This is a genomic window from Phenylobacterium sp. Root1290 (assembly GCF_001425305.1).
Lineage (GTDB): Bacteria > Pseudomonadota > Alphaproteobacteria > Caulobacterales > Caulobacteraceae > Phenylobacterium.
Window position 1 is genome coordinate 1003463 of the sequence record NZ_LMEE01000001.1, and the last position, 24746, is coordinate 1028208.

Consider the following 24746-nt stretch of genomic DNA (forward strand, 5'->3'; position numbering starts at 1 on the left):
AGATGCTGACCTGGTTCCAGGCCTTGATGCCTAAGGAATTGAAATTCTTCGACCTCTTCAGCGCCCACGCCGAGAAGTTGGTGGAGGGCGCGACCGCTCTGCGCGAAGTCCTTCACGGCGGCGACGGCGTCGCCGAGGCCTGCGCCCGCGTCGTGGCGCACGAGGACGCCGCCGACGCGATCACCCGCGAGGTCCTGTTGAACGTGCGCCGCTCGTTCATCACCCCGTTCGACCGCAGCGACATCCAGGACCTGATCACCTCGCTCGACGACGCCATCGACCAGATGCACAAGACGGTGAAGGTGGTGACCCTGTTCGAACTGCGTGAGTTCGAAGACCCGATGCGGGAAATGGCCGACATCATCGTCGAGGCCGCCGTGCTCACCCGCGAGGCCGTCGGCCTGCTCAGCAACATGCGCCAGAACGTGACGCGGCTGAGCCAGCTGACCGAGCAGATCACCCATATCGAGGACCGCTCGGACGCGATCTACGACGCGGGCCGCAAGGCGCTGTTCCTGGCCCATCGCCATGACGACCCGATGGCCTTCGTCGTCGGCGTGGACGTCTACAGCCACCTGGAAAAGGTCATGGACCGCTTCGAGGACGTGGCGAACCGCATCAGCGGCATCGTGATCGAGCAGGTCTAGCCGCGTGGAGCTCCTTACCGGCTACGGGCCGCTGCTGATCTTCCTGATCTTCGTGGCGCTCGCCTTCGACTTCCTGAACGGGCTCCACGACGCGGCCAACTCCATCGCGACCATCGTCGCGACGCGGGTGCTGCCGCCCTTCGCGGCGGTGGCCTGGGCGGCGTTCTTCAACTTCATCGCCTTCCTGTTCTTCGGCCTGCACGTGGCCAAGACGGTGGGCGCGGGCCTGGTGATGCCCGACCTGATCAGCGACGGACTGATCTTCTCGGCCTTGATCGGCGCGATCGGCTGGAACCTGTTGACCTGGTGGGCGGCGATCCCCTCGTCCTCCTCGCACGCCCTGATCGGCGGCCTGGTCGGCGCCGGCATCGCCAAGGCCGGGATGAGCGCCATCATGTGGGGCGGGCTCAGCAAGACCCTGTTCGCCATCGTGCTGTCGCCGGCGACCGGCTTCGTGCTGGCCCTGATCCTGGTGCTGATCGTCTCGTGGCTGTTCGTGCGATTGACGCCGTTCGCGGTCGACGGGGTGTTCCGAAAGCTGCAGTTCGTCTCGGCCTCGCTCTATTCGCTGGGCCACGGCGGCAACGACGCCCAGAAGACCATGGGCATCATCGCCGCCCTGCTGATCGCCCACGGCATGGGCCCGGCCAGCGGCGAATTCCATGTGCCGCTATGGGTGGTGCTGTCCTGTCAGGCCGCGATGGGCCTGGGCACGCTGTTCGGCGGCTGGCGGATCGTCCACACCATGGGATCGCGGATCACCCGCCTGACCCCGATGCAGGGCTTCTGCGCCGAGACCGGCGGGGCGATCACCCTGTTCGCGGCCACCAGCCTGGGCGTGCCGGTGTCGACCACCCACACCATCACCGGCTCGATCGTCGGCGTCGGCGCGGCCAAGCGCGTCTCGGCCGTGCGCTGGGGCGTGGCCAAGGAGATCGTGACGGCCTGGGTCATCACCCTGCCTGCCGCCGCGATCATCAGCGCCATCACCTACTGGGCGGCCGGCCGCTTCATGGGCTGACGGACGTCAATCGTCCACCATGGCGCGGGCGGCGACGTCCGCGGCCGGGTCGAAGTCGGCGCGGGGATACTCCTTCCCGCGCTTGACCGTCAGGGTGATGGTGCGCAGCGCCGCGATGTCCTTGGACGGGTCCTGGCTGGTGAACATCAGGTTGGCGAGCTTGCCGGCCTCGATCGTTCCGAAGTCCGGGGTCTTGCTGACGCCCAGCGCGCCGTTGCGGGTCGCCGCGACGATGGCCTGCATCGGCGAGAAGCCGGACTTGTCGACCAGCAGCTCCAGCTCCTCGTATAGCGCTGGATAGGCCGCGGCCGGGTTCGAGAACCCGTCGGTGCCGGCCGAGACGATCACCCCGGCCTTGAGCGCCTGGGCGGTCAGTTGGGCGGCGAGCTGCGTCGAGCAGTAGGGCTTGCTGGGCCGGTCCTTCATCGCCTCGTAGATCCGGACCGTGGCGTCTAGCACGACGCCGTCCTGCTGCATCTTGGCCAGCAGCGGGGCGACCTGCGGGTGCACGCCCTTGCCGAACTTCTCTTCCTGGACCGCGGCGCGACGATGGTAGCCGGTCGGGATCTGGTCGGAGACCTCATAGGCCAGCATGCAGACGTGGCTGACGGAGTCCGCGCCCGCGGCGAGCACTTCGGCCGGCGTGGCCGGAAAGACGGCGGCGTGGGCCCAGACCGGCACGCCCTGGCGATGGGCCTCGGCGGTGATGCGGGCGACTTCCGCGCCGGGCAGGTTCGCATAGATCTTGATCGCCGATGCGCCCGTGCCCTTGGCCTCGGCGACGGCCTGGCGGATGTCGGTGTCGGCGCTGATCGCCCGCATCCAGGGAACCTGGCCGCCGACTGCGCCCAGCGAGGCGGCGCCGACGCGGGGGTCGTCGAAGAACGACGGGCCGGCCATCAGGGCCGCGTAATAGATGTCGGGACCGGGGATCTCGGCGATCCGCGTCGCGCGCGCCAGATCGGCGATGTTGCGCAGGTCGTCGGCCATGTCGCGGGTCGAGGTGATCCCGCTATAGAGGTCGCGCTTGAGTTGGGCCTCAGCGAAGCGGCGGTTGGGCGGCGTCGCCAGGTGCTGATGGCTGTCGGTCAGGCCCGGCAGCAGGTACTTGCCGGTCATGTCCACGACCCGCGTGGTCGGCGACAGCTTGAAGGCGATCTCGCCTTCCTTCCAGACGCGCTCGATCCGCTCGCCGCGGACGAGGACGGTCATTCCCGCGCGGGCCGGCGCGCCGGTCCCATCGATCAGGGTGACGTTGCGATAGACGGTCTGGGCCTCGGCCGGCGGCTCTTGGGCGAGCGCAGCGGCGGGCGAGAGGGCGAGGACGGCGGCGAGCGCGGTCAGGCAGGAGCGGATCATGCCCCTGCCCTAGCTGCGTCGCCCGCCGGCCTCAACGCCTAAGCGTCAACGCGGGAGCTTGCTGGTTCCCATCAGGTACTCGTCGACCGCCTGGGCGCACTGGCGACCCTCGCGGATCGCCCAGACGACCAGCGACTGGCCGCGGCGCATGTCGCCGCAGGAGAAGATGTTCGCCGAGGTGGTCTTGTAGTCGCTGACCGGCGCCTTGACGTTGCCGCGCGGGTCGAGCTCGGCGCCCGACTGGGCGATGAACTCGTCGTGGCGCGGGCCGACGAAGCCCATGGCCAGCAGGACTAGGTCGGCCTTGATCTCGAACTCGCTGCCGGCGACTTCCTGCAGACTCTGGCGACCGTCTTCGCCCATGACCCACTCGACGCGGACGCACTCGACCGCTTCGAGCTTGCCGTTCGAACCGATGAACCGCTTGGTCTGGACGGCGAAATCGCGATCGCAGCCCTCTTCATGGCTGGACGAAGTGCGCAGCTTCAGCGGCCAGTCGGGCCAGGTCAGCTGCTTGTTCTCGCGGGCCGGCGGCTGCGGCATGATCTCGAGCTGGGTCACCGACACCGCGCCGTGGCGGTTGGAAGTGCCGATGCAGTCCGAGCCGGTGTCGCCGCCGCCGATCACGACGACATGCTTGCCGGTGGCCGAGATCCCGCCCGTCGGGGCGGCGCGCAGTTCGTCGTCGCCGGCGTTGCGCTTGTTCTGCTGGGTCAGGAAGTCCATCGCGAAATGGACGCCGGCCAGCTCGCGGCCCGGGACCGGCAGGTCGCGCGGGTCTTCCGCGCCGCCCGCCATGACCAGCACGTCGTAGTCGTCCAGCAGGCGCTGCACGGAGACGGTCTTGCCGACCTCGAAGTTGGTCCGGAAGATCACGCCTTCGCCTTCCATCTGGGCGACGCGACGGTCGATCAGATGCTTCTCCATCTTGAAGTCCGGAATGCCGTAGCGCATCAGCCCGCCGATCCGGTCGTTCTTCTCGAACACGGTCGGGGCGTGGCCGGCGCGGGCCAGCTGCTGGGCGCAGGCCAGGCCCGCAGGACCCGAGCCGACGACGGCGATGCGCTTGCCGGTGCCGCGCGGCGACATCTGCGGCTTGATCCAGCCTTCCTGCCACCCACGATCGACGATCTCGCACTCGATCGTCTTGATGGTGACCGGCGTGTCGATGATGTTCAGGGTGCAGGACGCCTCGCAGGGCGCCGGGCACACGCGGCCGGTGAACTCCGGGAAGTTGTTGGTCGACTGGAGGTTATCCAGCGCCGTCTTCCACTGGTCGCGATAGACCAGATTGTTGAAGTCCGGGATCTGGTTGTTCACCGGGCAACCCTGGTGACAGAACGGAATTCCGCAATCCATGCAGCGCGCGGCCTGCTTGGAAACGTCGGCCACCGGCATCGGGTGGACGAATTCCTTCCAGTTCTTCAGGCGCTCCTGAGGCGCCTCGTAAGTCCGTTCCTGGCGCTCGATCTCGAGAAAGCCGGTGACCTTACCCATAATGCTGTCCTCCGAACTTTCGTGACTATTCGGCCGCGACGGCCGCAGCCGCCTGCCGTTCCGCCGCCATGTCGACCAGGGCGCGACGGTAATCCTTGGGCATGACCTTCACGAACGAGCTGAGGGTCTGGTCCCAGTTTTCCAGGATCTCGCGGGCGCGGGCCGAGCCCGTATAGAGCTGGTGCCGCTCGATCAGGATGCGCAGGCGTTCAGCGTCGAAGCGCAGCATGTCGCCCATGCCGTTGTTCTCGACCGACAGCGAACGCTGGCTCGGACGGAAAGGCTCGTCCTCGCGGGTCGCGGGGCCGGAAGCCTCGACCTTTTCCAGGTCGACCATCGCCTTGTTGCAGAGCTCGGCGAAGCGGCCCTTGGGATCGTAGACATAGGCCACGCCGCCGGACATGCCGGCCGCGAAGTTACGGCCGGTGTCGCCCAGCACCACGACCACGCCGCCGGTCATGTATTCGCAGCCGTGGTCGCCCACGCCCTCGACGACGGTGACGGCGCCGGAGTTGCGGACCGCGAAGCGCTCGCCGGCCACGCCCTGGATGTAGGCCTCCCCGGCGATCGCGCCGTAGAGCACGGTGTTGCCGGCGATGATGTTCTGAGTCGGATCTCGGCGCGCCTCGGGCGGCTGACGCACGACGACGCGGCCGCCGGAGAGGCCCTTGCCGACATAGTCGTTGCCGTCCCCGGTCAGCTCAAGCGAGACGCCGCGGGCCGCGAAGGCGCCGAAGCTCTGGCCCGCCTGGCCGCGGAACTTGATGGCGATGGTGTCCTCGGGCAGGCCGGCATGGCCGTAGCGCTTGGCCACCTCGCCCGAGAGCATCGCCCCGGCGGTGCGGTTGATGTTCTTGATGGCGTATTCGAGCAGGACCGGCTCGCCGCGCTCGAGCGCCGGAGCGGCGTCGGCGATGAGCGTGTTGTCCAGCGCCTTGCCCAGGCCATGGTCCTGACGGTCCATGTTCCAGAGGCCCTTGGCGCCTTCCGGAGCGGCCGCATAGAGCAGCTTCGAGAGGTCGACGCCTTCGGCCTTCCAGTGATCGACCACGTCGCGAGCGTCGAGCCGGTCGACGCGGCCGACCATCTCGTTGACCGTCCGGAAGCCGAGCGAGGCCATGATCTCGCGCAGCTCTTCAGCCACGAAGAAGAAGTAGTTGATGACGTGCTCGGGCTGGCCGGTGAAGCGTGCGCGCAGCACCGGGTCCTGGGTCGCCACGCCCACCGGGCAGGTGTTCAGGTGGCACTTGCGCATCATGATGCAGCCCGCCGCGATCAGCGGCGCGGTGGCGAAACCGAACTCGTCGGCGCCCAGCAGGGCGGCGATGGCGACGTCACGGCCGGTCCGCAGACCGCCGTCCGCCTGGACGGCGACGCGGGTGCGCAGGCCGTTGAGCAGCAGGGTCTGCTGGGTCTCGGCCAGGCCGATCTCCCACGGCGAACCGGCGTGGACCAGCGAGGTCAGCGGCGAAGCGCCGGTCCCGCCCTCGAAGCCCGAGATCGTGATGTGGTCGGCGCGCGCCTTGGCGACGCCGGCGGCGACGGTGCCGACGCCCACTTCCGACACCAGCTTCACGGAGATGCGGGCGCCCGAATTGACGTTCTTCAGGTCGTGGATCAGCTGGGCCAGATCCTCGATCGAGTAGATGTCGTGGTGCGGCGGCGGGCTGATCAGGCCCACGCCCGGCGTCGAGTGACGAACGCGGGCGATGTTCTTGTCGACCTTGTGGCCGGGCAGCTGGCCGCCCTCGCCGGGCTTGGCGCCCTGGGCCATCTTGATCTGGATGTCGTCGGCGTTGACCAGGTACTCGGCGGTGACGCCGAACCGGCCCGAAGCCACCTGCTTGATGGCCGAGCGCATGGAGTCGCCGTTCGGCAGCGGCTTGAAGCGATCGGATTCCTCGCCGCCCTCCCCCGTGTTCGAGCGGCCGCCGATGCGGTTCATGGCGACGGCCAGCGTGGTGTGGGCTTCACGGCTGATCGAGCCGAAGCTCATGGCGCCGGTGGCGAAGCGCTTGACGATCTCGCTGGCCGGTTCGACCTCGTCGATCGGAACCGGGGTCTGATCGAAGTTGAAGCGCATCAGACCGCGGATGGTCAGCAGCCGCTCGGACTGCTCGTTGATGGCCTCGGCGAAGCCGCGGTACTCGTCCGGGCGGCCGCCGCGCACGGCATGCTGCAGCTTGGAGACGGTTTCCGGCGTCCAGGCGTGATGCTCGCCGCGCAGGCGGAACGCGTAGTTGCCGCCGACGTCCAGCATCGAGGCGTAGATCGGGTTGTCGCCATAGGCGTCGCGGTGACGGCGCACCGACTCCTCGGCGATGTGACCCAGGCCGATGCCTTCGATCGTGGTCGCCGTGCCGGTGAAGTACTTCTCGATCAGTTCCGACGACAGGCCGACGGCGTCGAAGATCTGGGCGCCGCAATACGACTGGTAGGTCGAGATGCCCATCTTGGACATGACCTTCAGCACGCCCTTGCCGATGGCCTTGATGTAGTTCTTGCGAACGTCATAGGCCGACAGGGCGATGCCCTGACGCTGGCGCAGGTTCTCCAGCGTCTCGAAGGCGAGATAGGGGTTCACCGCCTCGGCGCCGTAGCCGGCCAGGACGCAGAAGTGGTGCACTTCGCGCGCTTCGCCCGTCTCGATCACCAGGCCGGTCTGCATGCGCAGGCCCTGACGGATCAGGTGATGGTGCACGGCCGCGGTGGCCAGGGCGGCCGGGATCGGAATCCGGTCCGAGCCGACGCGCCGGTCGGACAGGATCAGGATGTTCTTGTCGGCCAGAACGTTGTCGGTGGCCTCGCGGCACAGACGCTCCAGCGCCGCCTCCAGGCCTTCGGCGCCTTCGTCCGCCGGCCAGGTGGTGTCGAGGGTGGCGGTGCGGAACGAGCCGTCCAGCAGTTCGCTGATCGAGCGGATCTTGGCCAGGTCCTCGTTGGTGAGGATCGGCTGCGAGACTTCCAGGCGCTTGTGGGTGCCGGCGTGACGGCCGAGCAGGTTCGGGCGCGGGCCGATCATCGAGACCAGGCTCATGACCAGTTCCTCGCGGATCGGGTCGATGGGCGGGTTCGTGACCTGGGCGAAGTTCTGCTTGAAGTAGTCGTAGAGCAGCTTCGAGCGCTTGGAGAGCACGGCGATGGGCGTGTCGGCGCCCATGGAGCCGATCGGATCCTCGCCGGTGGCCGCCATCGGCTCCAGGAAGAACTGCTCGTCCTCCTGGGTGTAGCCGAACGCCTGCTGGCGATCGAGCAGCTGGGCCGCGTCGTTCGACAGCGCCTCGTTGAAGGCGATCTCGGGCAGCTCTTCCAGCTTGAACTGGGTGTCGCGCAGCCAATCGGCGTAGGGCTCGGCCTCGGACAGGGAGCGCTTGATCTCCTCGTCCTCGATGATGCGGCCCTCTTCCATGTCGATGAGCAGCATCTTGCCGGGCTGCAGACGCCACTTGCGGACGATGCGCTCCTCCGGAACCGTCATCACGCCGACTTCCGAGGCCATGATCACATGGTCTTCGTCGGTGATGATGAAGCGGGCCGGACGCAGGCCGTTACGGTCAAGGGTCGCGCCGATCTGGCGACCGTCGGTGAAGGCCACGGCGGCCGGGCCGTCCCACGGCTCCATCAGGGCGGCGTGGTACTCGTAGAAAGCCTTGCGCTTGGCGTCCATCAGCGGGTTGCCGGCCCAGGCTTCCGGGATCAGCATCATCACCGCATGGGCGAGCGGATAGCCGCCGGCGACCAGCAGTTCGAGCGCGTTGTCGAGGCAGGCGGTGTCCGACTGACCGTGCGGGATCAGCGGCCACATCTTGTTGAGGTCGGGCCCCAGCAGGTCGCTTTCCAGCGTGCGCCGGCGCGCGTTCATCCAGTTCACGTTGCCGCGAACGGTGTTGATCTCGCCGTTGTGGGCGATGAACCGGTAGGGGTGCGCCAGCTTCCACGACGGGAAGGTGTTGGTCGAGAACCGTTGGTGGACCAGGGCCAGCGCGCTCTCGCAGCGCTCGTCAAGCAGGTCCTTGTAGAAAGTCCCGACCTGATCGGCGAGCAGCAGGCCCTTGTAGACCACTGTGCGGGTCGACAGCGAGGGCATGTACAGGTCGGCGATGCTGGGAATGCCGTGCTTCACGGCCAGCGCGGCCAGCGGGTTCTGGGTCTGCTTGCGAACCGCCAGCAGCTTGCGCTCGTGCGCGTCCTGGCTGCGGATGTTCGGACCGCGGCCGATGATGGCCTGGCGGATCACCGGCATGTCGGCCAGCACCGCGGCGCCCAGGCCTTCATTGTTCACCGGCACGTCGCGCCAGCCCAGCAGCGGCTGCTGCTCGACCTTCAGGAAGTGTTCGAACTGCGCCATCACCACGTCGCGCGCGGCGTCGTCGCGGGGCAGGAAGCACATCGCCACGGCGTACTCGCCGGCCGGCGGCAGATCGACGCCTTCCTTGGACGCCCAGTCGCGCAGCAGCGCATCGGGAATCTGAATCAGAATCCCGGCGCCGTCGCCGACCAGCGGGTCAGCGCCGACCGCGCCGCGGTGATCCAGATTGATCAGGATCTCCAGGCCGGAGGTCACGACTTCGTGCGATTTGCGACCTTTAATATTGGCCACGAAACCCACGCCGCACGCATCGTGTTCGTTGCGCGGGTCGTAAAGACCTTGCCGCTCGGGAGCTCCCATCAGGATACCTCGCTCTCAAAACTCAGGCGCGCGGGAAGGCCGGCTTTCGGCGACCGTTGTTGCGCGCAAATTCGGCGCGCATTTACCCGGCAAGATCAGCCCTTGTCGATGGGCGTAAGCGCCCCGGTTTGAAAAGATTTTCTACGGTGCGACGTCTAGTAGCAACTTATCAGCGTCTCGCGCCGAATTGCAGCCTGTCAGGATCATGGCTGTCGCCAGCTCCGCTCGCAGCGTTCCGAGCATCTTGGCGACCATCGGTCGGCCGCCCGCGCCGAGCGCATAGGCCCAGGCCCGGCCGATAAAGCAGGCCTTGGCGCCGAGGCTGAGCGCCTTGAGGACGTCGAGGCCGGAGCGAATGCCGCCGTCCATGAACACCTCAAGATCGCCGCCAACTGCATCCACCACCGCCGGGAGGGCCGAGATCGAGGAGCGGACGCCGTCGAGCTGGCGGCCGCCGTGGTTCGACACCACCAGCCCCTGGGCCCCCGCGCGGACCGCGTCGCGGGCGTCTTCGGGATCGAGGACGCCCTTGATCACGATCGGACCGTCCCAGTGCTGGCGGACGAAGTCGAGGTCCGCCCAGGTGACCGACCGGTCAAAATTCTTGGCGATCCACGACAGGAAGTCGGTGACGCTGCGCCCCTGGGGAATCGCGCCGGACACGGAGCCGAGGCTGTGCGGGCGGCCGTTCAGCCACACGTCCCACAGCCACTCGGGATGGGTGACGCCCTGCCAGGCCGTGTTGATCGCCCCCGCCACCGGCGGCGCGCCTGTGAACCCGGAGCGGATGTCGCGATAGCGCGCGCCGGGCAGCGGCAGGTCGACGGTGAACACCAGCACCGGGCAGCCGGCCGCCTTGGCTCGGCCCAGCAGCTCGCGCATGTAGCCGCGGTCCTTGAGCATGTAGAGCTGGAACCAGGGGGGCGTGCCGCTCTCGGCGACCTCCTCGACCGAGCACACTCCGACGGTGGAAAGACAGAACGGGACGCCGGCCACGGCGGCGGCCTTGGCGGCCTGCACTTCGCCGCGGCGGGCGTACATGCCGGCCATGCCCACGGGGGACAGGCCGATCGGCATGGTCATCTTCTGGCCCAGCACCTCGACCGACATGTCCAGCTGGGTCATGTCGCGCATCACGCGCTGGCGCAGGGCGAGGGCCTCGATGTCGGCGACGTTACGCTCCAGCGTGACCTCGGCGTAGGAGCCGCCGTCGATGTATTCGAAGAACATCTTCGGCAGGCGTCGCTTCGCGAGCTCGCGGTAGTCGGCGACCGATGCTGGGCTCATTCCCCACCTCCCCTGTTCTTGTGGTCATCGATAGTCAGAGTCGCTAGGCAGAGTGCATGAGCAATCTGCGTGCCTGGACGTCCGCCGCCGCAATCTGCGGCTTTCTCGCCGTCGCGTTCGGCGCCTTCGCCGCCCATGGCGTGACCGATCCGAAAGCCAAGGAATGGATGCATACGGGGGCGACCTACGCCTTCCTGCACGCCTTGGCGGTCTTTGCGGCGGTGAGCGTGGTCAAGGCCGGCGGGCGACTGGCGCGGGTGACGCCGCCGCTGTTCCTGGCCGGCGTGGTGATCTTTTCAGGCTCGCTGTTCGCCATGGCGCTGGGCGCGCCGCGCTGGTTCGGGGCGATCACGCCAATCGGCGGGACGCTGTTCCTGATCGGCTGGGCGGTGCTGGCCTGGGCGGCGCTGCAGAAACCTCAGGACTGAGCCGGCTTCGGCAGGGCCAGAGCGCGAAGCGCCACCGCCGAGCCGATCACCGCCAGAGCCATCACGATGGCCATCGGCCGCGGCGTGCCGTCGTGGAACGCGCCTGAAAGCGTGGCCGCGAGCGCCCCGACGCCGAACGAGGCGCCGCCCATCAGGGCCGAGACCGAGCCTGCGCGGCGGACATCGACGTTCAACGCCCCCGCCATGGTGTTGCCCTGCATGAATCCGTAGCTGGCCAGCAGCAGGAAGAGCAGCGGCAGGATGGTCCAGCGCTCTCCGATCCCCGTCAGCGCCGCCAGGGCCAGCGCGATCGAGGCGACGACCGCCGCGATGCTGGCGCGCGACAGCACCTCGTCCGGCGTCGCGCGGCGCAGGAGGTAGCGGTTGACCTGGCTCGCGCCGATCACCGCCGCGGCGTTGAGGCCGAACACCCAGCCGAAGTGTTGGGGCGAGATCCCGTAGGTCCCGATCAGCAGGTCCGGCGAGGCGGAGATGTAGGTGAAGAGAGTCGCGCCGTTGAGCGCCCCAGCCAGGGCGTAGCCGACCAGCCGCGGCTGGCGCAGCAGGGCGAGGTAGGCCCGCAGCGGACTTTCCGACGCCGCCTGGGCGGCGGTCTCGTCCGAACGGGATTCCTTGAGCCACAGCAGGGTCGCCACGCCGCAGCCGACGCCGAACAGCGCCAGCACCCAGAAGTTCAGCCGCCAGCCGCCGACGGTCAGCAGCAGGCCGCCCAGCATCGGGGCGAGAATTGGCGCAAGGCCCATGATCAGGGTCAGCAGCGAGAGCATGCGCGCCGTCTCTGTGTGGTTGAACCGGTCGCGCACGACCGCCCGCGCCACCACGCCGCCCGCGCAGCCGCCCAGCGCCTGGACGAAGCGCGCGGCGATCAGCATGTCGCCCGAGGTCGAGAGCGCACAGGCGATCGAGGCGGCGATGTAGATCACCACGCCCACCAGAATCGGCCCGCGCCGACCAAAGCGGTCGGAGGCCGGTCCATAGAAGAACTGGCCGATCGCCATGCCCGCGAAGAACGCCGCCACCGTGCCCTGAGTCTGGGCGGCGCTGGCGTGCAGGTCCGCGCCGATCGACGGCAGGCTGGGCAGGTACATGTCGATCGACATGGGCGCGAAGGCGGTCAGCGCCCCGAGCAGGAACACCAGGCCCCAGGGGGTGCGGTCGGCGGCGGCTTGCTGGCTGGTCATCAGGCCCTTCTAGCGCCATTCGCCGGGCAGGCGCCAAGCGAGGCTTGCCTTCCGCGCAAGGAACCCTGGCAAGCTGCGCCCAAACATTCGGAGGAAGCCCGCCATGTCGTCCGCCCTCGCCCGCCAGATGCCCCCGGTACAGCACGCCAAGGTCAATGGAATCGACATGGCCTATTACGAGGTCGGGCCGCGAGGTCAGGGCGTGCCGCTGATCTTCTGCCACGGCTTCCCCGAGCTCGCCTTCTCCTGGCGTCATCAGCTGGCGGCCTGCGAGGCGGCCGGCGTCTGGGCGATTGCGCCGGACCAGCGCGGCTATGGGCTGAGCTCGCGGCCGGAGGCGGTGACCGACTACGACATGGAGCACCTGACCGGCGACCTGGTCGGACTGCTGGACCATCTGGGCGCGGCCAAGGGGGTGTTCGTCGGCCACGACTGGGGCGGGATCGTCGTCTGGCAACTGCCGCTGATGCATCCGGACCGCGTGGCGGGGATCATCGGGCTCAACACCCCGTTCATGCGCCGCGCGCCGCTCGACCCGATCGAGGGCATGCGCAAGGTGTTCGGCGAGGACATGTACATCGTCTGGTTCCAGAAGCCGGCGATCGCCGACGCGGCCCTGGCCGCCGACGTGGACAAGACCATGCGCTTCTTCATGCGCAAGCCGGCCGCCGTGGAGCAGGCCGCCGCGCCGCCCGCCGGCGGCTCGACCTTCGCCTTCGGCGACGCGCTGAAGGCCTGGGACAAGAGCGACACCGCCAACCAGCTGCTGAACGCCGACGAACTGGCCGCCTTCGTCGAGACCTTCGAGGCCAGCGGCTTCACCGGCGGCATCAACTGGTATCGCAACTTCAGCCGCAACTGGGAGCGCTCGGCGGACTTCCCGACGCGGATCGACGGGATCCCCTGCCTGATGATCATGGCCGAGAAGGACGTGGTGCTGTCCCCGGCCATGGCCGACGGCATGGAGGATGTGATCGGCGACCTGGAAAAGGTGCTGATCAAGGACAGCGGCCACTGGACCCAGCAGGAGAAACCCGAAGAGGTGAACCGGCTCATCCTGGACTGGATGGAGCGCCGCTTCCCGAAGTAGACTGGCGAGGATGGAACGCTACACCCCGCCGCTCACCGTCTCGACCACCGCGCACCGCAAGGGGCTGTTCCCGGACAACGAGCCCCATGCCTACGGCTGGCTGCCGACCGGCGGCCCGCACGAGATCTTCTATGAGGAGTGCGGCAATCCGAACGGCAAGCCGTGCGTCATCCTGCACGGCGGCCCCGGCGGGGCGATCAACCCGACCATGCGCCGGTTCTTCAACCCGGCGAAGTGGCGGATGGCGCTGTTCGACCAGCGCGGCTGCGGCAAGTCGCGGCCCAACGCCAGCCTGGACGACAACACCACCTGGACGCTGATCGAGGACATCGAGCGGCTGCGCATCCACCTGGGCGTCGAGAAGTGGACCGTGTTCGGCGGGTCCTGGGGCTCCACCCTCGCCCTCGCCTACGCGATCACCCATCCGCACCGGGTCGAGGCGCTGGTGCTCCGCGGGGTGTTCCTGCTGACCCAGCGCGAGCTGCGCTGGTTCTACCAGGAAGGCGCCTCGATGCTGTTCCCGGACGCCTGGGCGCGGTTCTGCGCGCCGATCCCGGAAGCCGAGCGCGGCGACATGATGAGCGCCTTCCACAAGCGGCTCACCCATCCGGACCGTCGCATCCAGGCCGAGGCGGCCGCCGCCTGGAGCCAGTGGGAAGGCGACACGATCTCGATCCGCGGCCCCGAGGCGCGGCCCTCGAAGTTCAACGAGATCGACTTCGCAATCGCGTTCGCGCGGATCGAGTGCCACTTCTTCGCCAACGGCGGCTTCTTCAAGGAAGACAACTGGATCTTGAACAACATCGACAAGATCCGCGGCATCCCGGGCTGGATCGTCCAGGGCCGGTTCGACGTGGTCACCCCGATGGACAGCGCCTGGCGGCTGAAGACCGCCTGGCCGGAAGCCAATTTCGACATCGTCTGGGACGCAGGCCACGCCTCGACCGAACCCGGCATCGTCGACGGCCTGGTGCGGGCGACTGACCAGGCGCTGAAGCTCTAGCGCCTGGCAGGCCTCCTACATCAGCGCGCCCTTGCCGCTGGTGACTTCCGAATAGCGGTGGACGCGCACGGCCTGGACCAGGCCAAAGCCGATCATCACGGTCAGCATGACGGTGCCGCCGTAGGACAGCAGCGGCATCGGCACGCCCACGACCGGCGCCAGGCCCATGACCATCGCCCCGTTGATCAGCACATAGAGCGCGAAGGTCGCCGTCGTCCCCGCCGCCGACAGCCGGCCGAAGTGCGAGTGGGCCAGGGCCGAGGTCCGCAGCGCCATGAAGATCACCGCCGCATAGAGGAAGAGCAGCGAGAAGCAGCCGAGGAAGCCGAACTCCTCCGCCAGGGTGGCGAAGATGAAGTCGGTCTGTTTCTCGGGCAGGAAGTTCAGCTGGCTCTGCGAGCCCAGGCCGTAACCCTTGCCGAAGAAGCCGCCGGACCCCAGCGCGATCTTGGACTGCAGGATGTGATAGCCCGAGCCCGAGGGATCGCTCTCCGGGTCCAGGAAGGTCAGCACCCGTTTGCGCTGGTAGTCGTGCAGCACGAACATGACCAGCGGCGGCACGGCCACCACGAAGGCGGCGATGCCCGCGAAGATGATCCGCCAGGAAAGGCCGGCCAGCACGACGATGGCCACCCCGGTCATGGCGATCAGCATGGCGGTGCCGAGGTCGGGCTGGTGCATGACCAGCACCGTCGGGGCGCCGATCATCGCCGCCGGGACCAGAAGCCACCAGGACAGGCGCGCGCTGTCGGCCGAGATGCCGTGGTAGAACCGCGCCAGCGCCAGCACGATGCCAAGCTTCATGATCTCGGAGGGCTGGAAGCTGAACGGCCCGAAGGCCAGCCATCTCTGCGCGCCCATGCGCACGTCGCCCACCACCTCGACGGCCACGAGCAGCAGCAAGCCTATGCCGTACAAGGGATAGGCAATGGCGAACCAGACCCGCAGGTCGATCATCGCCAGGCCGATCATCAGCACGAAGCAGAGCGCGAAGCGGCTCAGGTGTTTGGCGGCCCAGGGATCCCATGAGGACCCGGCGATGGAGAACATCATCAACGCGCCGGCGCCGGCGATCAGGCACAGCGCCAGGGCGAACAGCCAGTCGATCTCCGCGATCTTGACGACCAGGCGGTCGCGTTCGCCAGGACGGGTCAGGGCGCTGACGGTCATACTGCGCCTCCGGTGGTGGTGGTCGGCGCCGCCGGCGCGGCGGGAGCCGGCGCGGGAGCCGGGGTCACGGTCGGAGCTCCGGGCGCGACGCCTTCGGCCTCCATCGGTTCGGGCGCCTCGGGCATAGGCATCGCGGTCTCGATCCGCGAGCGCAGCTCGGGGTCCTTCATCAACGCCACGCGCATGACCTCACGGGCCCGCGGCGCGCCGGCGGTCGCGCCGCCCAGGCCGCCGTGCTCGACGATGACCGCCACGGCGTAGCGCGGGTCGTCCACCGGGGCGAAGGCGACGAACAGGTTGTGGTCCTTCAGCCGCCAGGTGACCCCGGCGCTGCTGCGCGAGGCCAGGCCCGCATAGGAGCGCACCTGGGCCGTACCGGTCTTGCCGGCCATCTGGATGTCTCCCAGGCCAAGCTGGCTCTGGCGATACGCGGTGCCGCCGGTGTCGTTGGCCACGGCCACCATCCCGCCGCGGACATAGTCCAGCTGTTCCTTGCTGAACGGCAGGTCGGGCGCGTCGTCGCCGTGGGGCATCTCCACCCCGCCGACCGACTTGATGAGCCGCGGGTTGAGCGCCTTCTTGCCGTTGGCCAGCCGCGCGGTCATCACCGCCAGCTGCAGAGCGTTCACCGCCACATAGCCCTGCCCGATGCCGTAGCTGACGGAGTCGCCCGGCTGCCAGACCGGCTCACGCTTGACGGCCTTGCGCTTCCACTCGCGCGAGCCGACGACGCCCTTCTTCTGGCCGGGAATGCCGATGTCGAAGATCTGGCCAAAGCCCATGGCGTGGGCCGCCTTGGCGATCGGATCCGGCCCCATCCGCAGCGCCGTCTGATAGAAATAGACGTCGCAGGAGTTCTTGATGGCGTCGTGCATGTTCTGCGAGCCGTGCCCGCCATGCTTCCAGCAGCGCCAGGTGCGCCCGCCCCAGTACCAGCCGCCCGAGCAGTGGATCCTCACCTCCGGGTCGATGCCGGCGGTCAGCGCGGCCAGGGCCACGGTCGGCTTGAAGGTCGAGCCCGGCGGATAGGTCCCGGTCATCACCTTGTCGAGCAGCGGCTTGCGCTCGTACTGGGCCAGCGCCCGGTACTCCGGCCCCGACAGGCCCTTGACGAAGCGGTTGGCGTCGAAGCTCGGCGAGGAGGCCATGCACAGCAGGTCCCCGGTCCGGCAGTCCATCATGACGATGGCCCCGCTCTCGTCGCCCATGACCTCGAGCGCGCGGTTCTGGACGTCGACGTCCAGGGTGAGTTCGATCCGCTTGCCCGGGGTGCTGGGGATGTCCCCGGCCTCGTCCTGGCGGACCTCGCGGCCGTTGGCGTCGACCTCGACCTTGCGGGCGCCGGCCTTGCCGCGCAGGTCCAGGTCGAAGGCCTTCTCCACGCCCTGGCGCCCGATCCGAAAGCCGGGGTTCAGAAGAATGGGATCGGAATTGGGCCCCGTCGGGGTGAGGTCCTCGCGGTTGACCTTGGCCACATAGCCGATGACGTGGGCGAAGGCGCCGCCGTGCGGGTAGACGCGAACCTCGCCCATGTCGGCGGTGACGCCCGGCAGTTCGGGCGCGCGGACATTGATGGCCGAAAACTCTTCCCAGCTCATGTCTTCGGCCACCGAGACGGGCACCCGCTTGGGGGTCTGCCGGATGTCCTTGATCAACCGCAGCTGACGCGCCTCGTCGAGGGGCACGAAGGTCGACAGGGTCTTGAGCGTGCCCTCGATGTCCGTGGAGTTGTCCTCGCGCGTGACCAGGAGCCGGAAGTTCGGGCGGTTCGAGGCGAGGATCGCGCCGTTGCGGTCGACGATCAGGCCGCGCGGAGGCGGCACCAGGCGGAAGTTGAACTGGTTCGAGGCCGAGAGCTTCTCGTAGCGCTGGGTCTCGATGATCTGCAGGTGCGCGAGCCGCGCTCCCAGCGCGCCGAGGCCCAGGCCCGCGATTCCGCCAAGCAGGAACATCCGGCGGTGGAAGACCCCCTGCCGTTCATTGACCTCGGAGAAGAAGATCGACGGCTCGGCCATCGCTTCGGGACCCTAACGGAAACGCACGTCTGCATCCTCGAACCGGTCGATGAGCAGATGCGCGAACGGAAACAAAATGACTGTAGCCAGGAATTGCCACGCGATGGCGATGGGGTCCGCTGTCGCATGCGCCCCGACCATCGTGAACAGGAACGCCGCGCCCAGGACGAGGCCGGTCGCGGCCGCGTACCAGGCCCACATCACCGGAAAGCTCTGCCCCGCCATCATGCTGCGCCCGACCAGGCCGGCGCCGTAGACCAGCAGCAGCGACAGCGCCCACAGGCCCAACGGCGCGCCCCAGAGGATGTCGAGGAACAGGCCCATCACCAGCACCCCGGCGGGCGCCAGCATCGAGGGGCGGATCACCGCCCAGGCGAACGCCGGCACCATCGGGAAGATCGGCTCAGGCAGGCTGAGGCCGAAAGGCCGGAAGGGCAGTGAGAAGAGGACGGTCAGGATCAGGCACTGAACGATCGGGACCCCGATCCAGCGCCAGGGAGCCATGGGACGCGCGCCGGCCATCTAGAATGGTATCTCCGCCGGCGGCGGAGCCTGCGGCTGGGCGGCGGGGGCGGTCGGCGGCGCCGCCGACGGCGTCGGACGCGCCGGCGCGGGCCTGGGCGTCGCGGGCCGGGGGGCCGCTGGCCGAGGAGCCGCGGGACGTGTCGCGGCAGGGGCGGCGCTGGCCGGGCGCGCGGCCGCGGGGGCCGCAGCCGCGCCGGCCGTCGCGGCCGGGGCGACCGGCGTGGAGGTCACGCCCACGGTCGGCGGCGGATTGGCTGGCGGCGGCACGGGCATCCGGTTGAGTTCCGCCGCAGCCGCGGCGGCAAGCTGCGAGAAGTCCTGGAACAGCATGACCTGGACGAAGTCCACGGGCGCGGCGTCCGAGGCCAGCACCGCGCGCCAGCGGCCGTCCAGCCCCTTGACCGCGACGCCGACCGGCAGGCCGCGCGGCAGCACGCCGCCGTCGCCGGAGGTGACGATCCGGTCGCCCTGCTTCACCGGGTCCTGGCCGCGCAGGTACTCGAGCCGCGGATTGGGGCCGCCGTCCCCGGCCAGGATGGCGCGGGCGTTGGTGCGATCGATCATCACCGGCGTGCGCGAGGCGATGTCGGTCAGCAGCAGGATGCGGCTGGCGCCGTTGGTCACGCCGATGATGCGGCCGACGACGCCGTTCTCGCTCATCACCGGATTGCCCGGCTGGATGCCCTTCTCAGTCCCGGCGTTGGCCAGGCGGGTGTTGGAGAACGGCCCCCTCGCCTCGCTGACCGTGCGGGCGGCGACCATCGGGATCGGGGGGTCGGTCTTCAGGCCCAGCAGCGCCTTGTAGCGGTCATTGGTGTCGCGCAGGGCCAGGGCGGCGACCTGCCATTGGCGCGCCTCGCGCAGCTCTTCCTTGAGCCGGCGGTTCTCGGACACTGCGAAGAAGTAGCCGCGGATCCCATCGACGCCGTTGCCGATCCACTCGCCGGGCGTGGCCAGCACGCCGGTGACCGGCGCGGCGATGGCGTCGCCGACCTTGCGCGATGCGCCATAGGCTTCGGTCTGGAAGGTCTCGCGGCGGTCCGACATCAGCAGGACCAGCGCCACCACCATGGCGACGACAAGGGCGACCCCGGCCGTCCAGGCCAGGGGGACCTTCAGTTCACCAAACGGGTTCTCGCGAAGAGCCACCTGAACTTGCTCGCCCTAAAGGCGCAGCCTGGGAGCCCTCCCCCAGACCGCGACTCGGCAATTCTACGCCAGGGTGGACTCCAGGACGCCCTTCATCCACTTCGGATGTTCGAGCACCTTGCCGCAGCCGAGGGCCACGCACGACAGCGGGTCGTCGGCCACCGTCACCGGCAGGCCGGTGTGGTCGCGGATCTCGGCGTCCAGGCCGCGCAGCAGCGCGCCGCCGCCCGTCAGCATGATGCCCTTGTCGGCGATGTCGGAGGCCAGTTCCGGCGGGGTGGCTTCAAGCGCCATCTTCACGGCGTCGACGATCTGGCCGACCGGCTCGGCCAGCGAGTCCGAGGCCTGCTTTTCGCTGATGCGCACTTCGCGCGGCACGCCCTGCATCAGATCGCGGCCCTTGACCTCGATCGACAGGCCTTCGCCGTCGGCCGGAGCGCGGGCGGTGCCGATCTCCTTCTTGATGCGCTCGGCGGTGGTTTCGCCGATCAGGAGATTATGGTTGCGGCGCATGTAGCTGATGATCGCCTCGTCCATCTTGTCGCCGCCGACGCGGACCGAACGCGAGTAGACGATGCCCGAGAGCGAGAGGACGGCCACCTCGGTGGTGCCGCCGCCGATGTCGACCACCATCGAGCCGGTCGGCTCGTGGATCGGCAGGCCAGCCCCTATGGCGGCGGCCATCGGCTCGTCGATCAGGCCGACGCGGCGGCCGCCGGCGTTGAGGCAGCTGTCGTTGATGGCGCGGCGCTCGACCGCGGTGGCGCCCGACGGCACGCACACGATCACCTTCGGATTCACGAAGCCCTTGCGGTTGTGAACCTTGCGGATGAAGTACTTGATCATCTCCTCGGCCACTTCGAAGTCGGCGATGACCCCGTCGCGCATGGGGCGGATGGCCTCCATGTGGCCGGGCGTACGGCCGAGCATCTGCTTGGCTTCGATGCCGACGGCGTGGACGACCTTGCGGCCGCCGACGTTACGCAGGGCGACGACGGAGGGCTCGTTCAGAACGATCCCCTTGCCCTTCATATAGATAAGCGTGTTCGCGGTGCCGAGATCGATGGCGATGTCGTTCGAAATGGCGCCGAAGAGGGACGAGATCATGCAGGGCCCTGGAGGGTGGGGGAGCGGAATTGGGGTATGCAAAGCCCAGGCTGCCGACGCTTCGTTTCGAAACTCGAAACGCCGTACGGCGCCAGCCTCCGCTTGCAGGACAGAAGGTCCGTGTGCCCTGCAAGTGGGCTGATTTCAAGGCTTAATGACACGTCTGTGGTTTCGCGTCGCACGTGTGAAGTAGGACGCGCTCCAACAAGCTGCCCAACGGTGAGGGATCGGGTCAAACCGTCGCTGAAATCGGGGCGGAAATACGGCAGCGGAGACCACTTTCCGCAAAGTCGACCTCGACCTGTCCCGTAAGCTCGCGCTCCACCGCGCCCCGAATGAAGCGCAGTCCGAAGCCGCGGCGCGCCGGCTGGGCCGGCGGCGGGCCGTCCGTCTCGCGCCATTCCAGGAACAGGAAGTCCCCGGCGCGCGTCCAGTGGACCAGCAGCCGGCCCAGGGGCGCGGACAACGCCCCGTGCCGCGCGGCGTTGGTCGCCAGCTCGTGCAGCACCATGGCGAAGGTCACCGAGGCGCGCGTGGAGAGCTGCACCGACGGCCCCTCGCAGATCGCCACGTCCGCGCCGAAGGGGGTCAGCACCCCCGCGACGATATCGCCCAGGTCGGCGGCCTCCCACCGGCGCTCGGCCAAACGGTTGTGTGCGCCCGACAGCGCCATCAGCCGCGCCTCGAACGCCTGGCGCATGCCGGCCGGGTCGCCGACGTCGTGGAAGCTGTGCGCCGCCAGCGATTGCACCGTCGCCAAGGTGTTCTTCACCCGGTGGTTCAGTTCGTCGAGCAGGGTCTTCTGCAGGTCCTCGGCGCGTTTGCGCTCGGTGACGTCGACCAGCATGTTGATCGCCCCGACCACCTCCCCGTCGGCGCCGGCCAGCGGGGTCGGATAGGCCAGGAACGCGCCGCGGGTGCCGTCGGGCCGCTCGAAGATCGCTTCGGCCCCGGCGATCTGCCGCCTCTCCTTGAGCGCCACCGCCATCGAACAGCGGTCGAGCGGCAGGGGCGCGCCCTCGGGCTCGTAGAGCTTGTGCGACCCGCACCAGAGATCCTCGCCGAGCTTGGGCTCACGTCCCCAGAGGGTGACGGCGGCGTGGTTGTAGCTCAGCACCCGCCCCTCGGGATCGGTCTGGTAAATCGCGATCGGCGAGGTCTCGACGATCCGCTGGGTCCAGGCCTGGCGGTTGCGCAGCATCTCCCGCGCCTGGCGCAGTTCGGTGACGTCCTGCAGGCAGTTGATCGCGCCGATCAGCCGCCCGGCCTCGTCGAACAGCGGCTCGGCATTGGCCAGCAGGTGGGTGCGCCGGCCGTCCAGCTGCTGGATGATGACCTCGCGGTCCTTCACCGGCGCGCCGGTGGCCAGCGCCACGGACACCGGCGACTGCTCGGCCGTCATCTGGGCGCCGTCGGTGTGGAAGGTCCGTTCGAACGGCGGGCTCTCGCCGGCGGGAGGCGGCGTTCCGCCCCAAAGCTCCACCGCGCGGCTGTTGTAGTGGAGGACGACGCCTTTCCGGTCGCAGACATAGACGCCGATCGGCAGGCGTTCCAGCAGGCCCTCCCAGGACTGGAAGGCGCGCCTGAGCAGGACTTCAGCGACGGCCGGGCGGCCGTAGAGGCCAGCCTCACCCATCTGCATTCCCCCGACGTCGTCCATATCGCCGCCCGAAACTACGCATTTAGGGCCTCAAATCAGTCAGCTCCCCAGATTGTTCCGTCGAGTCGGCGACATTGACGACTCTGCTGTGGACAATGCGTGGACTGTTTCTCTGACGCTACAGCCAAGCAGCAACCCCAGGCCTACAAAGGCGCTCCCGTCTACCGACCATCCCGGTCGAATGTTCCGTGCACGAAGATGTCATCTCGCCAGGCCGTCCTGGGCGTCGAAGGCGCCAGCTTCTTCTATGGATCCAACAAGGTATTCGAAGGGGTCAGCTTCCAGCTTGACGATGCGCGCACCGCCCTGGTCGGCGAGAACGGCGCCGGCAAGTCGACGCTGCTGAAGTGCCTGCTGGGCGAACTGGAGCTGATGGACGGCCAGATCGTCCGCTCTCGCGGCCTGAAGATCGGATACGTCCCCCAGGAGACCCCGCCGGGCCTGGGCGATAAGAGCGTCCGCGAGGTTCTGGAGGCCGCCCTTCCCCTCTCCGACGGCTCGGAGGACTGGAAGGTCGACGTCCTGCTGGACGAGATCGGCGTGTCCTACGAGACCGCGCAGCAGCCTTTCGGCTCGCTGAGCGGCGGCTGGCAGAGGCTGTTGCTCATCGCCGCGGCGGCAAGGCTTTCCGAGCCCGACCTGCTGATCCTCGACGAGCCGACCAACCACCTCGACCTGTCGAACATCAACACGCTGGAGACCTGGCTGGCGCAGGACGACCGGCTGCCGATGCTGATCGTCAGCCACGATCGCGAGTTCCTGCAGCGTACGACGACGCGCACCCTGTTCCTGCGGGCTGACGGGGCGCACAGCTTCAGGACGCCGTTCGTGGAGGCGCGCGAGGCGCTGCTCCAGCGCGACGCCGCCGACGCCGTGCGCCGGCAGCTGGAGGGCAAGGAGATCGAGCGCCTGCAGAAGGTGGCGGCGCGCTACCGCGTCTGGGGCGTGAAGAACGACGCCTTCCACAAGCGCGCCAAGGCCACCGAGAAGCGCATCGAGCGGATCGAAGCCGACCGCACCGGCGCCTATTCGGCGCGCGAACGGCGGCTGGAGCTGCATGACGGCGACATGGACGCCAAGGTGGCGCTGCGCATTCGCGACTACGCGGTCACCACGCCCGGCGAGGGGCGCAAGCTGTTCGTGATCGATCGCCTCAATGTCGCCCGCGGCGACCGCATCGCCCTGCTGGGCGTGAACGGCGCCGGCAAGTCGATGCTGTTGTCCGCCCTCGCCCGCGCCTTCGATCCGGACCTGGAGCACTATGACGGTCAGGCGCCGATCAGCTTCAATCCGCAGAGCCGGCTGGTCTATTTCGATCAGAAGATGGCCGACCTGCCGCTGAAGATCAGCCTGCTGGACTATGTGGCCTCGGCCGAGGGGGCGACCGACCGCGACGCCAACGCCCTGCTGGCCAAGGCGGGATTTCCCTATGTGCGGATCAAGGGTCCGATCGGCGACCTCAGCTATGGCGAGCGGGCGCGGCTGGTCTTCCTGCGCATGAAGCTGGCGCGGCCCAACCTCTACCTGCTGGACGAACCGACCAACCACCTCGACATCGAGGGCCAGGAGGCGCTGGAGGCGCAGCTGGAAAGCGCTGACACCGCCTGCATGTTCGTCTCCCACGACCGCTACTTCACCCGCAGCGCCGCCACCCGCTTCCTGGAGATCCGCAAGGGCCGGCTGGTCGAGGTCGAGGGCCCCGAAGCGTTCTTCGCCGCCCAATAGGCGCAGGACGCGAAACGCCTTAAGTCGGGGGCATGCAGAAAGTGATCACCTGGGCCGGTCGCGCCGCCCTGCTCGTCGTCCTGGCCGTGTGCGTCGTCGGCGCCCTGGACCCGAACTACAACGCCAAGAAGTGGGCGCCGCCCGCCGACGCGGTGATGCACATCATCTACGGCTATCTGCTGACGGTGCTGTCGATCCTGGCGCTGCCGAAGATCAAGCCGTGGAAGATCGGCGGCTTCTACCTGGCCCTGGGCGCGGGGCTCGAGCTGAGCCAGATCCTGGGCGTGGTGTCGGGGACCTTCCAGTGGAAGGATCTCGTTTCCAACGTCGCAGGCGTGGTCGCCGCCCTGCTTCCGATGTGGCTGGCCCGCCGCAAGGCGCGTTAACGCAGCACCACGAAGCCGTACTTGCGGAACACCGCCGCAGCCTTCGGCGAGCCCATGAAGGCCAGGAACTTCGCGGCATCCGGGTTCTTGGAGCTGGCCACGACCGCGGCCGGATAGACGATCCGGGGGTGCGCGCCTTCCGGGAACAGGCCGACGATGCGGACCTTGGGCTCCACCTTGGCGTCGGTGTCGTAGACGATCCCCAGCGGGGTCTCGCCGCGCGCCACGAACTGCAGCGCCGCCCGGACGTTCTCGGCCTGGACCAGCTTGCCGGAGACGCCGTCCCAGACTCCGAGGGCGGTCAGCGAGGCGCGGGCGTACTTGCCCGCCGGCACGTCGGGACCGGCCACGGCCAGCCGGCCCTGCCCCAGGGCCTTGGCGATCGGCATCCCCTTGCCGACCTTCAGCGCGACCTTGGAGTCGGCCGGCGCGATCAGGGCCAGGCGGTTGGTCAGCAGATCGCGCCGGCTGGCCGTCACGATCAGCTTGCGCGCGGCCAGATAGTTCATCCAGTCGACATCGGCCGAGACGTAGATGTCGGCCGGCGCTCCCTGCTCGATCTGGCGGGCGATCGCCGATGAAGCGGCATAGGAGAAACGCACCTCGCCCCCGGCCTTCTCGTACTCGGCCCCGACCTCGTCGAGGGCGTTCTTGAGCGAGGCGGCGGCGAAGACGGTAAGCGGCGCGGCGTGAGCCGCTCCGGCCATGAGGACGGCGGCCAGCAGGCCCGCGGCCCATCGGATCAAGGGAAGCTTGCGCATCGGGTTCCTATTCAACGGCCATCGCATAACCAAACAAGTCGTTCA

General features: G+C 68.5%; 19 protein-coding genes. 7 read left to right on the top strand and 12 right to left on the bottom strand.

All coding sequences use genetic code 11. The features are described 5' to 3' along the window. Positions 1-2: 2 nt before the first annotated feature. Both ASC79_RS04895 and ASC79_RS04900 read left to right on the top strand, forming a co-directional pair. Entirely contained in the window at positions 3-647 is a 645-nt protein-coding gene (locus ASC79_RS04895; protein ID WP_056020492.1) for a DUF47 domain-containing protein, read from the top strand. A gap of 4 nt (positions 648-651) precedes the next feature. After that, on the top strand, positions 652-1668 hold the full coding sequence (locus ASC79_RS04900) for an inorganic phosphate transporter (protein ID WP_056020494.1): 1017 nt from the start codon (positions 652-654) through the stop codon (positions 1666-1668). Between the two features lie 6 nt (positions 1669-1674). On the opposite strand, the gene ASC79_RS04905 is transcribed toward ASC79_RS04900, so the two are convergent. The 4 genes from ASC79_RS04905 to ASC79_RS04920 all read right to left on the bottom strand — a co-directional run bounded on the left by ASC79_RS04905 (position 1675) and on the right by ASC79_RS04920 (position 10480). Then, positions 1675-3027 carry an amidohydrolase family protein gene (locus ASC79_RS04905; protein ID WP_082531937.1) on the bottom strand — a complete coding sequence of 451 codons (1353 nt, stop codon included), beginning with the start codon at positions 3025-3027 and terminating at the stop codon, positions 1675-1677. 45 nt (positions 3028-3072) lie between these two features. Beyond that, positions 3073-4524, bottom strand: coding sequence for a glutamate synthase subunit beta (locus tag ASC79_RS04910; RefSeq protein ID WP_056020497.1), 1452 nt, complete (start codon positions 4522-4524; stop codon positions 3073-3075). Positions 4525-4549: 25 nt separating this feature from the next. After that, positions 4550-9193 (bottom strand): glutamate synthase large subunit, encoded by a 4644-nt coding sequence (gltB, locus tag ASC79_RS04915; protein WP_056020500.1) that lies wholly within the window; start codon positions 9191-9193, stop codon positions 4550-4552. A gap of 141 nt (positions 9194-9334) precedes the next feature. Then, complete coding sequence (locus ASC79_RS04920; RefSeq protein ID WP_056020502.1) at positions 9335-10480, bottom strand: L-lactate dehydrogenase; 1146 nt, start codon at positions 10478-10480, stop codon at positions 9335-9337. Positions 10481-10536: 56 nt separating this feature from the next. Between ASC79_RS04920 and ASC79_RS04925 the strand changes: the two genes are divergently transcribed. Next, positions 10537-10908, top strand: a complete 372-nt coding sequence (locus ASC79_RS04925) for a DUF423 domain-containing protein (RefSeq protein ID WP_056020505.1) — start codon at positions 10537-10539, stop codon at positions 10906-10908. Here ASC79_RS04925 and ASC79_RS04930 read toward each other — a convergent pair. Further along, a complete protein-coding gene (locus tag ASC79_RS04930; protein WP_056020508.1) occupies positions 10899-12110 on the bottom strand; it encodes a multidrug effflux MFS transporter in 1212 nt (403 codons plus the stop codon). The two genes, ASC79_RS04925 and ASC79_RS04930, sit on opposite strands and share 10 nt — an antisense overlap. A gap of 103 nt (positions 12111-12213) precedes the next feature. Here ASC79_RS04930 and ASC79_RS04935 point away from each other — a divergent pair, with 103 nt between their 5' ends. Together ASC79_RS04935 and pip are read left to right on the top strand one after the other, a co-directional pair. Beyond that, positions 12214-13200, top strand: a complete 987-nt coding sequence (locus ASC79_RS04935) for an alpha/beta fold hydrolase (protein WP_056020511.1) — start codon at positions 12214-12216, stop codon at positions 13198-13200. Positions 13201-13210: 10 nt separating this feature from the next. After that, positions 13211-14203 (top strand): prolyl aminopeptidase, encoded by a 993-nt coding sequence (gene pip, locus ASC79_RS04940; protein ID WP_056020513.1) that lies wholly within the window; start codon positions 13211-13213, stop codon positions 14201-14203. Between the two features lie 15 nt (positions 14204-14218). On the opposite strand, the gene rodA is transcribed toward pip, so the two are convergent. From rodA to ASC79_RS04970, 6 genes are all read right to left on the bottom strand, one after another. Further along, positions 14219-15373, bottom strand: coding sequence for a rod shape-determining protein RodA (gene rodA, locus ASC79_RS04945; protein WP_056020516.1), 1155 nt, complete (start codon positions 15371-15373; stop codon positions 14219-14221). Next, positions 15370-17388 (bottom strand): penicillin-binding protein 2, encoded by a 2019-nt coding sequence (gene mrdA / locus ASC79_RS04950; protein ID WP_056020519.1) that lies wholly within the window; start codon positions 17386-17388, stop codon positions 15370-15372. Before mrdA ends, rodA begins: the two co-directional genes overlap by 4 nt. Positions 17389-17400: 12 nt before the next feature. Further along, a complete protein-coding gene (locus ASC79_RS04955; protein ID WP_056020520.1) occupies positions 17401-17910 on the bottom strand; it encodes a hypothetical protein in 510 nt (169 codons plus the stop codon). Then, entirely contained in the window at positions 17911-19062 is a 1152-nt protein-coding gene (gene mreC / locus ASC79_RS04960) for a rod shape-determining protein MreC (RefSeq protein ID WP_056020523.1), read from the bottom strand. A 63-nt stretch (positions 19063-19125) separates the two neighbouring features. After that, positions 19126-20169: a rod shape-determining protein gene (locus tag ASC79_RS04965; RefSeq protein ID WP_056020526.1), complete on the bottom strand. Its 1044-nt coding sequence runs from the start codon at positions 20167-20169 to the stop codon at positions 19126-19128. 232 nt (positions 20170-20401) lie between these two features. Continuing rightward, complete coding sequence (locus ASC79_RS04970; protein WP_162244256.1) at positions 20402-21805, bottom strand: sensor histidine kinase; 1404 nt, start codon at positions 21803-21805, stop codon at positions 20402-20404. Positions 21806-22027: 222 nt separating this feature from the next. Here ASC79_RS04970 and ASC79_RS04975 point away from each other — a divergent pair, with 222 nt between their 5' ends. Together ASC79_RS04975 and ASC79_RS04980 are read left to right on the top strand one after the other, a co-directional pair. Further along, the gene (locus tag ASC79_RS04975; protein ID WP_056020531.1) at positions 22028-23554 is read left to right on the top strand and encodes an ABC-F family ATP-binding cassette domain-containing protein; all 1527 of its coding nucleotides are present in this window, start codon (positions 22028-22030) and stop codon (positions 23552-23554) included. A 32-nt stretch (positions 23555-23586) separates the two neighbouring features. Then, positions 23587-23940, top strand: a complete 354-nt coding sequence (locus ASC79_RS04980) for a hypothetical protein (RefSeq protein WP_056020534.1) — start codon at positions 23587-23589, stop codon at positions 23938-23940. Here ASC79_RS04980 and modA read toward each other — a convergent pair. Further along, positions 23937-24701: a molybdate ABC transporter substrate-binding protein gene (gene modA / locus ASC79_RS04985; RefSeq protein WP_056020537.1), complete on the bottom strand. Its 765-nt coding sequence runs from the start codon at positions 24699-24701 to the stop codon at positions 23937-23939. The two genes, ASC79_RS04980 and modA, sit on opposite strands and share 4 nt — an antisense overlap. Positions 24702-24746 lie beyond the last annotated feature (45 nt).

Excerpts from the sequence above, each read along its gene's own strand:
- ASC79_RS04895 (WP_056020492.1), top strand. The coding sequence starts at position 3 with ATGCTGACCTGGTTCCAGGCCTTGATGCCTAAGGAATTGAAATTCTTC.
- ASC79_RS04905 (WP_082531937.1), bottom strand. The coding sequence starts at position 3,027 with ATGATCCGCTCCTGCCTGACCGCGCTCGCCGCCGTCCTCGCCCTCTCG.
- ASC79_RS04910 (WP_056020497.1), bottom strand. The coding sequence starts at position 4,524 with ATGGGTAAGGTCACCGGCTTTCTCGAGATCGAGCGCCAGGAACGGACT.
- gltB (WP_056020500.1), bottom strand. The coding sequence starts at position 9,193 with ATGGGAGCTCCCGAGCGGCAAGGTCTTTACGACCCGCGCAACGAACAC.
- ASC79_RS04920 (WP_056020502.1), bottom strand. The coding sequence starts at position 10,480 with ATGAGCCCAGCATCGGTCGCCGACTACCGCGAGCTCGCGAAGCGACGC.
- ASC79_RS04925 (WP_056020505.1), top strand. The coding sequence starts at position 10,537 with ATGAGCAATCTGCGTGCCTGGACGTCCGCCGCCGCAATCTGCGGCTTT.
- ASC79_RS04930 (WP_056020508.1), bottom strand. The coding sequence starts at position 12,110 with ATGACCAGCCAGCAAGCCGCCGCCGACCGCACCCCCTGGGGCCTGGTG.
- ASC79_RS04935 (WP_056020511.1), top strand. The coding sequence starts at position 12,214 with ATGTCGTCCGCCCTCGCCCGCCAGATGCCCCCGGTACAGCACGCCAAG.
- pip (WP_056020513.1), top strand. The coding sequence starts at position 13,211 with ATGGAACGCTACACCCCGCCGCTCACCGTCTCGACCACCGCGCACCGC.
- rodA (WP_056020516.1), bottom strand. The coding sequence starts at position 15,373 with ATGACCGTCAGCGCCCTGACCCGTCCTGGCGAACGCGACCGCCTGGTC.
- mrdA (WP_056020519.1), bottom strand. The coding sequence starts at position 17,388 with ATGGCCGAGCCGTCGATCTTCTTCTCCGAGGTCAATGAACGGCAGGGG.
- ASC79_RS04955 (WP_056020520.1), bottom strand. The coding sequence starts at position 17,910 with ATGGCCGGCGCGCGTCCCATGGCTCCCTGGCGCTGGATCGGGGTCCCG.
- ASC79_RS04965 (WP_056020526.1), bottom strand. The coding sequence starts at position 20,169 with ATGATCTCGTCCCTCTTCGGCGCCATTTCGAACGACATCGCCATCGAT.
- ASC79_RS04970 (WP_162244256.1), bottom strand. The coding sequence starts at position 21,805 with ATGGGTGAGGCTGGCCTCTACGGCCGCCCGGCCGTCGCTGAAGTCCTG.
- ASC79_RS04975 (WP_056020531.1), top strand. The coding sequence starts at position 22,028 with ATGTCATCTCGCCAGGCCGTCCTGGGCGTCGAAGGCGCCAGCTTCTTC.
- ASC79_RS04980 (WP_056020534.1), top strand. The coding sequence starts at position 23,587 with ATGCAGAAAGTGATCACCTGGGCCGGTCGCGCCGCCCTGCTCGTCGTC.
- modA (WP_056020537.1), bottom strand. The coding sequence starts at position 24,701 with ATGCGCAAGCTTCCCTTGATCCGATGGGCCGCGGGCCTGCTGGCCGCC.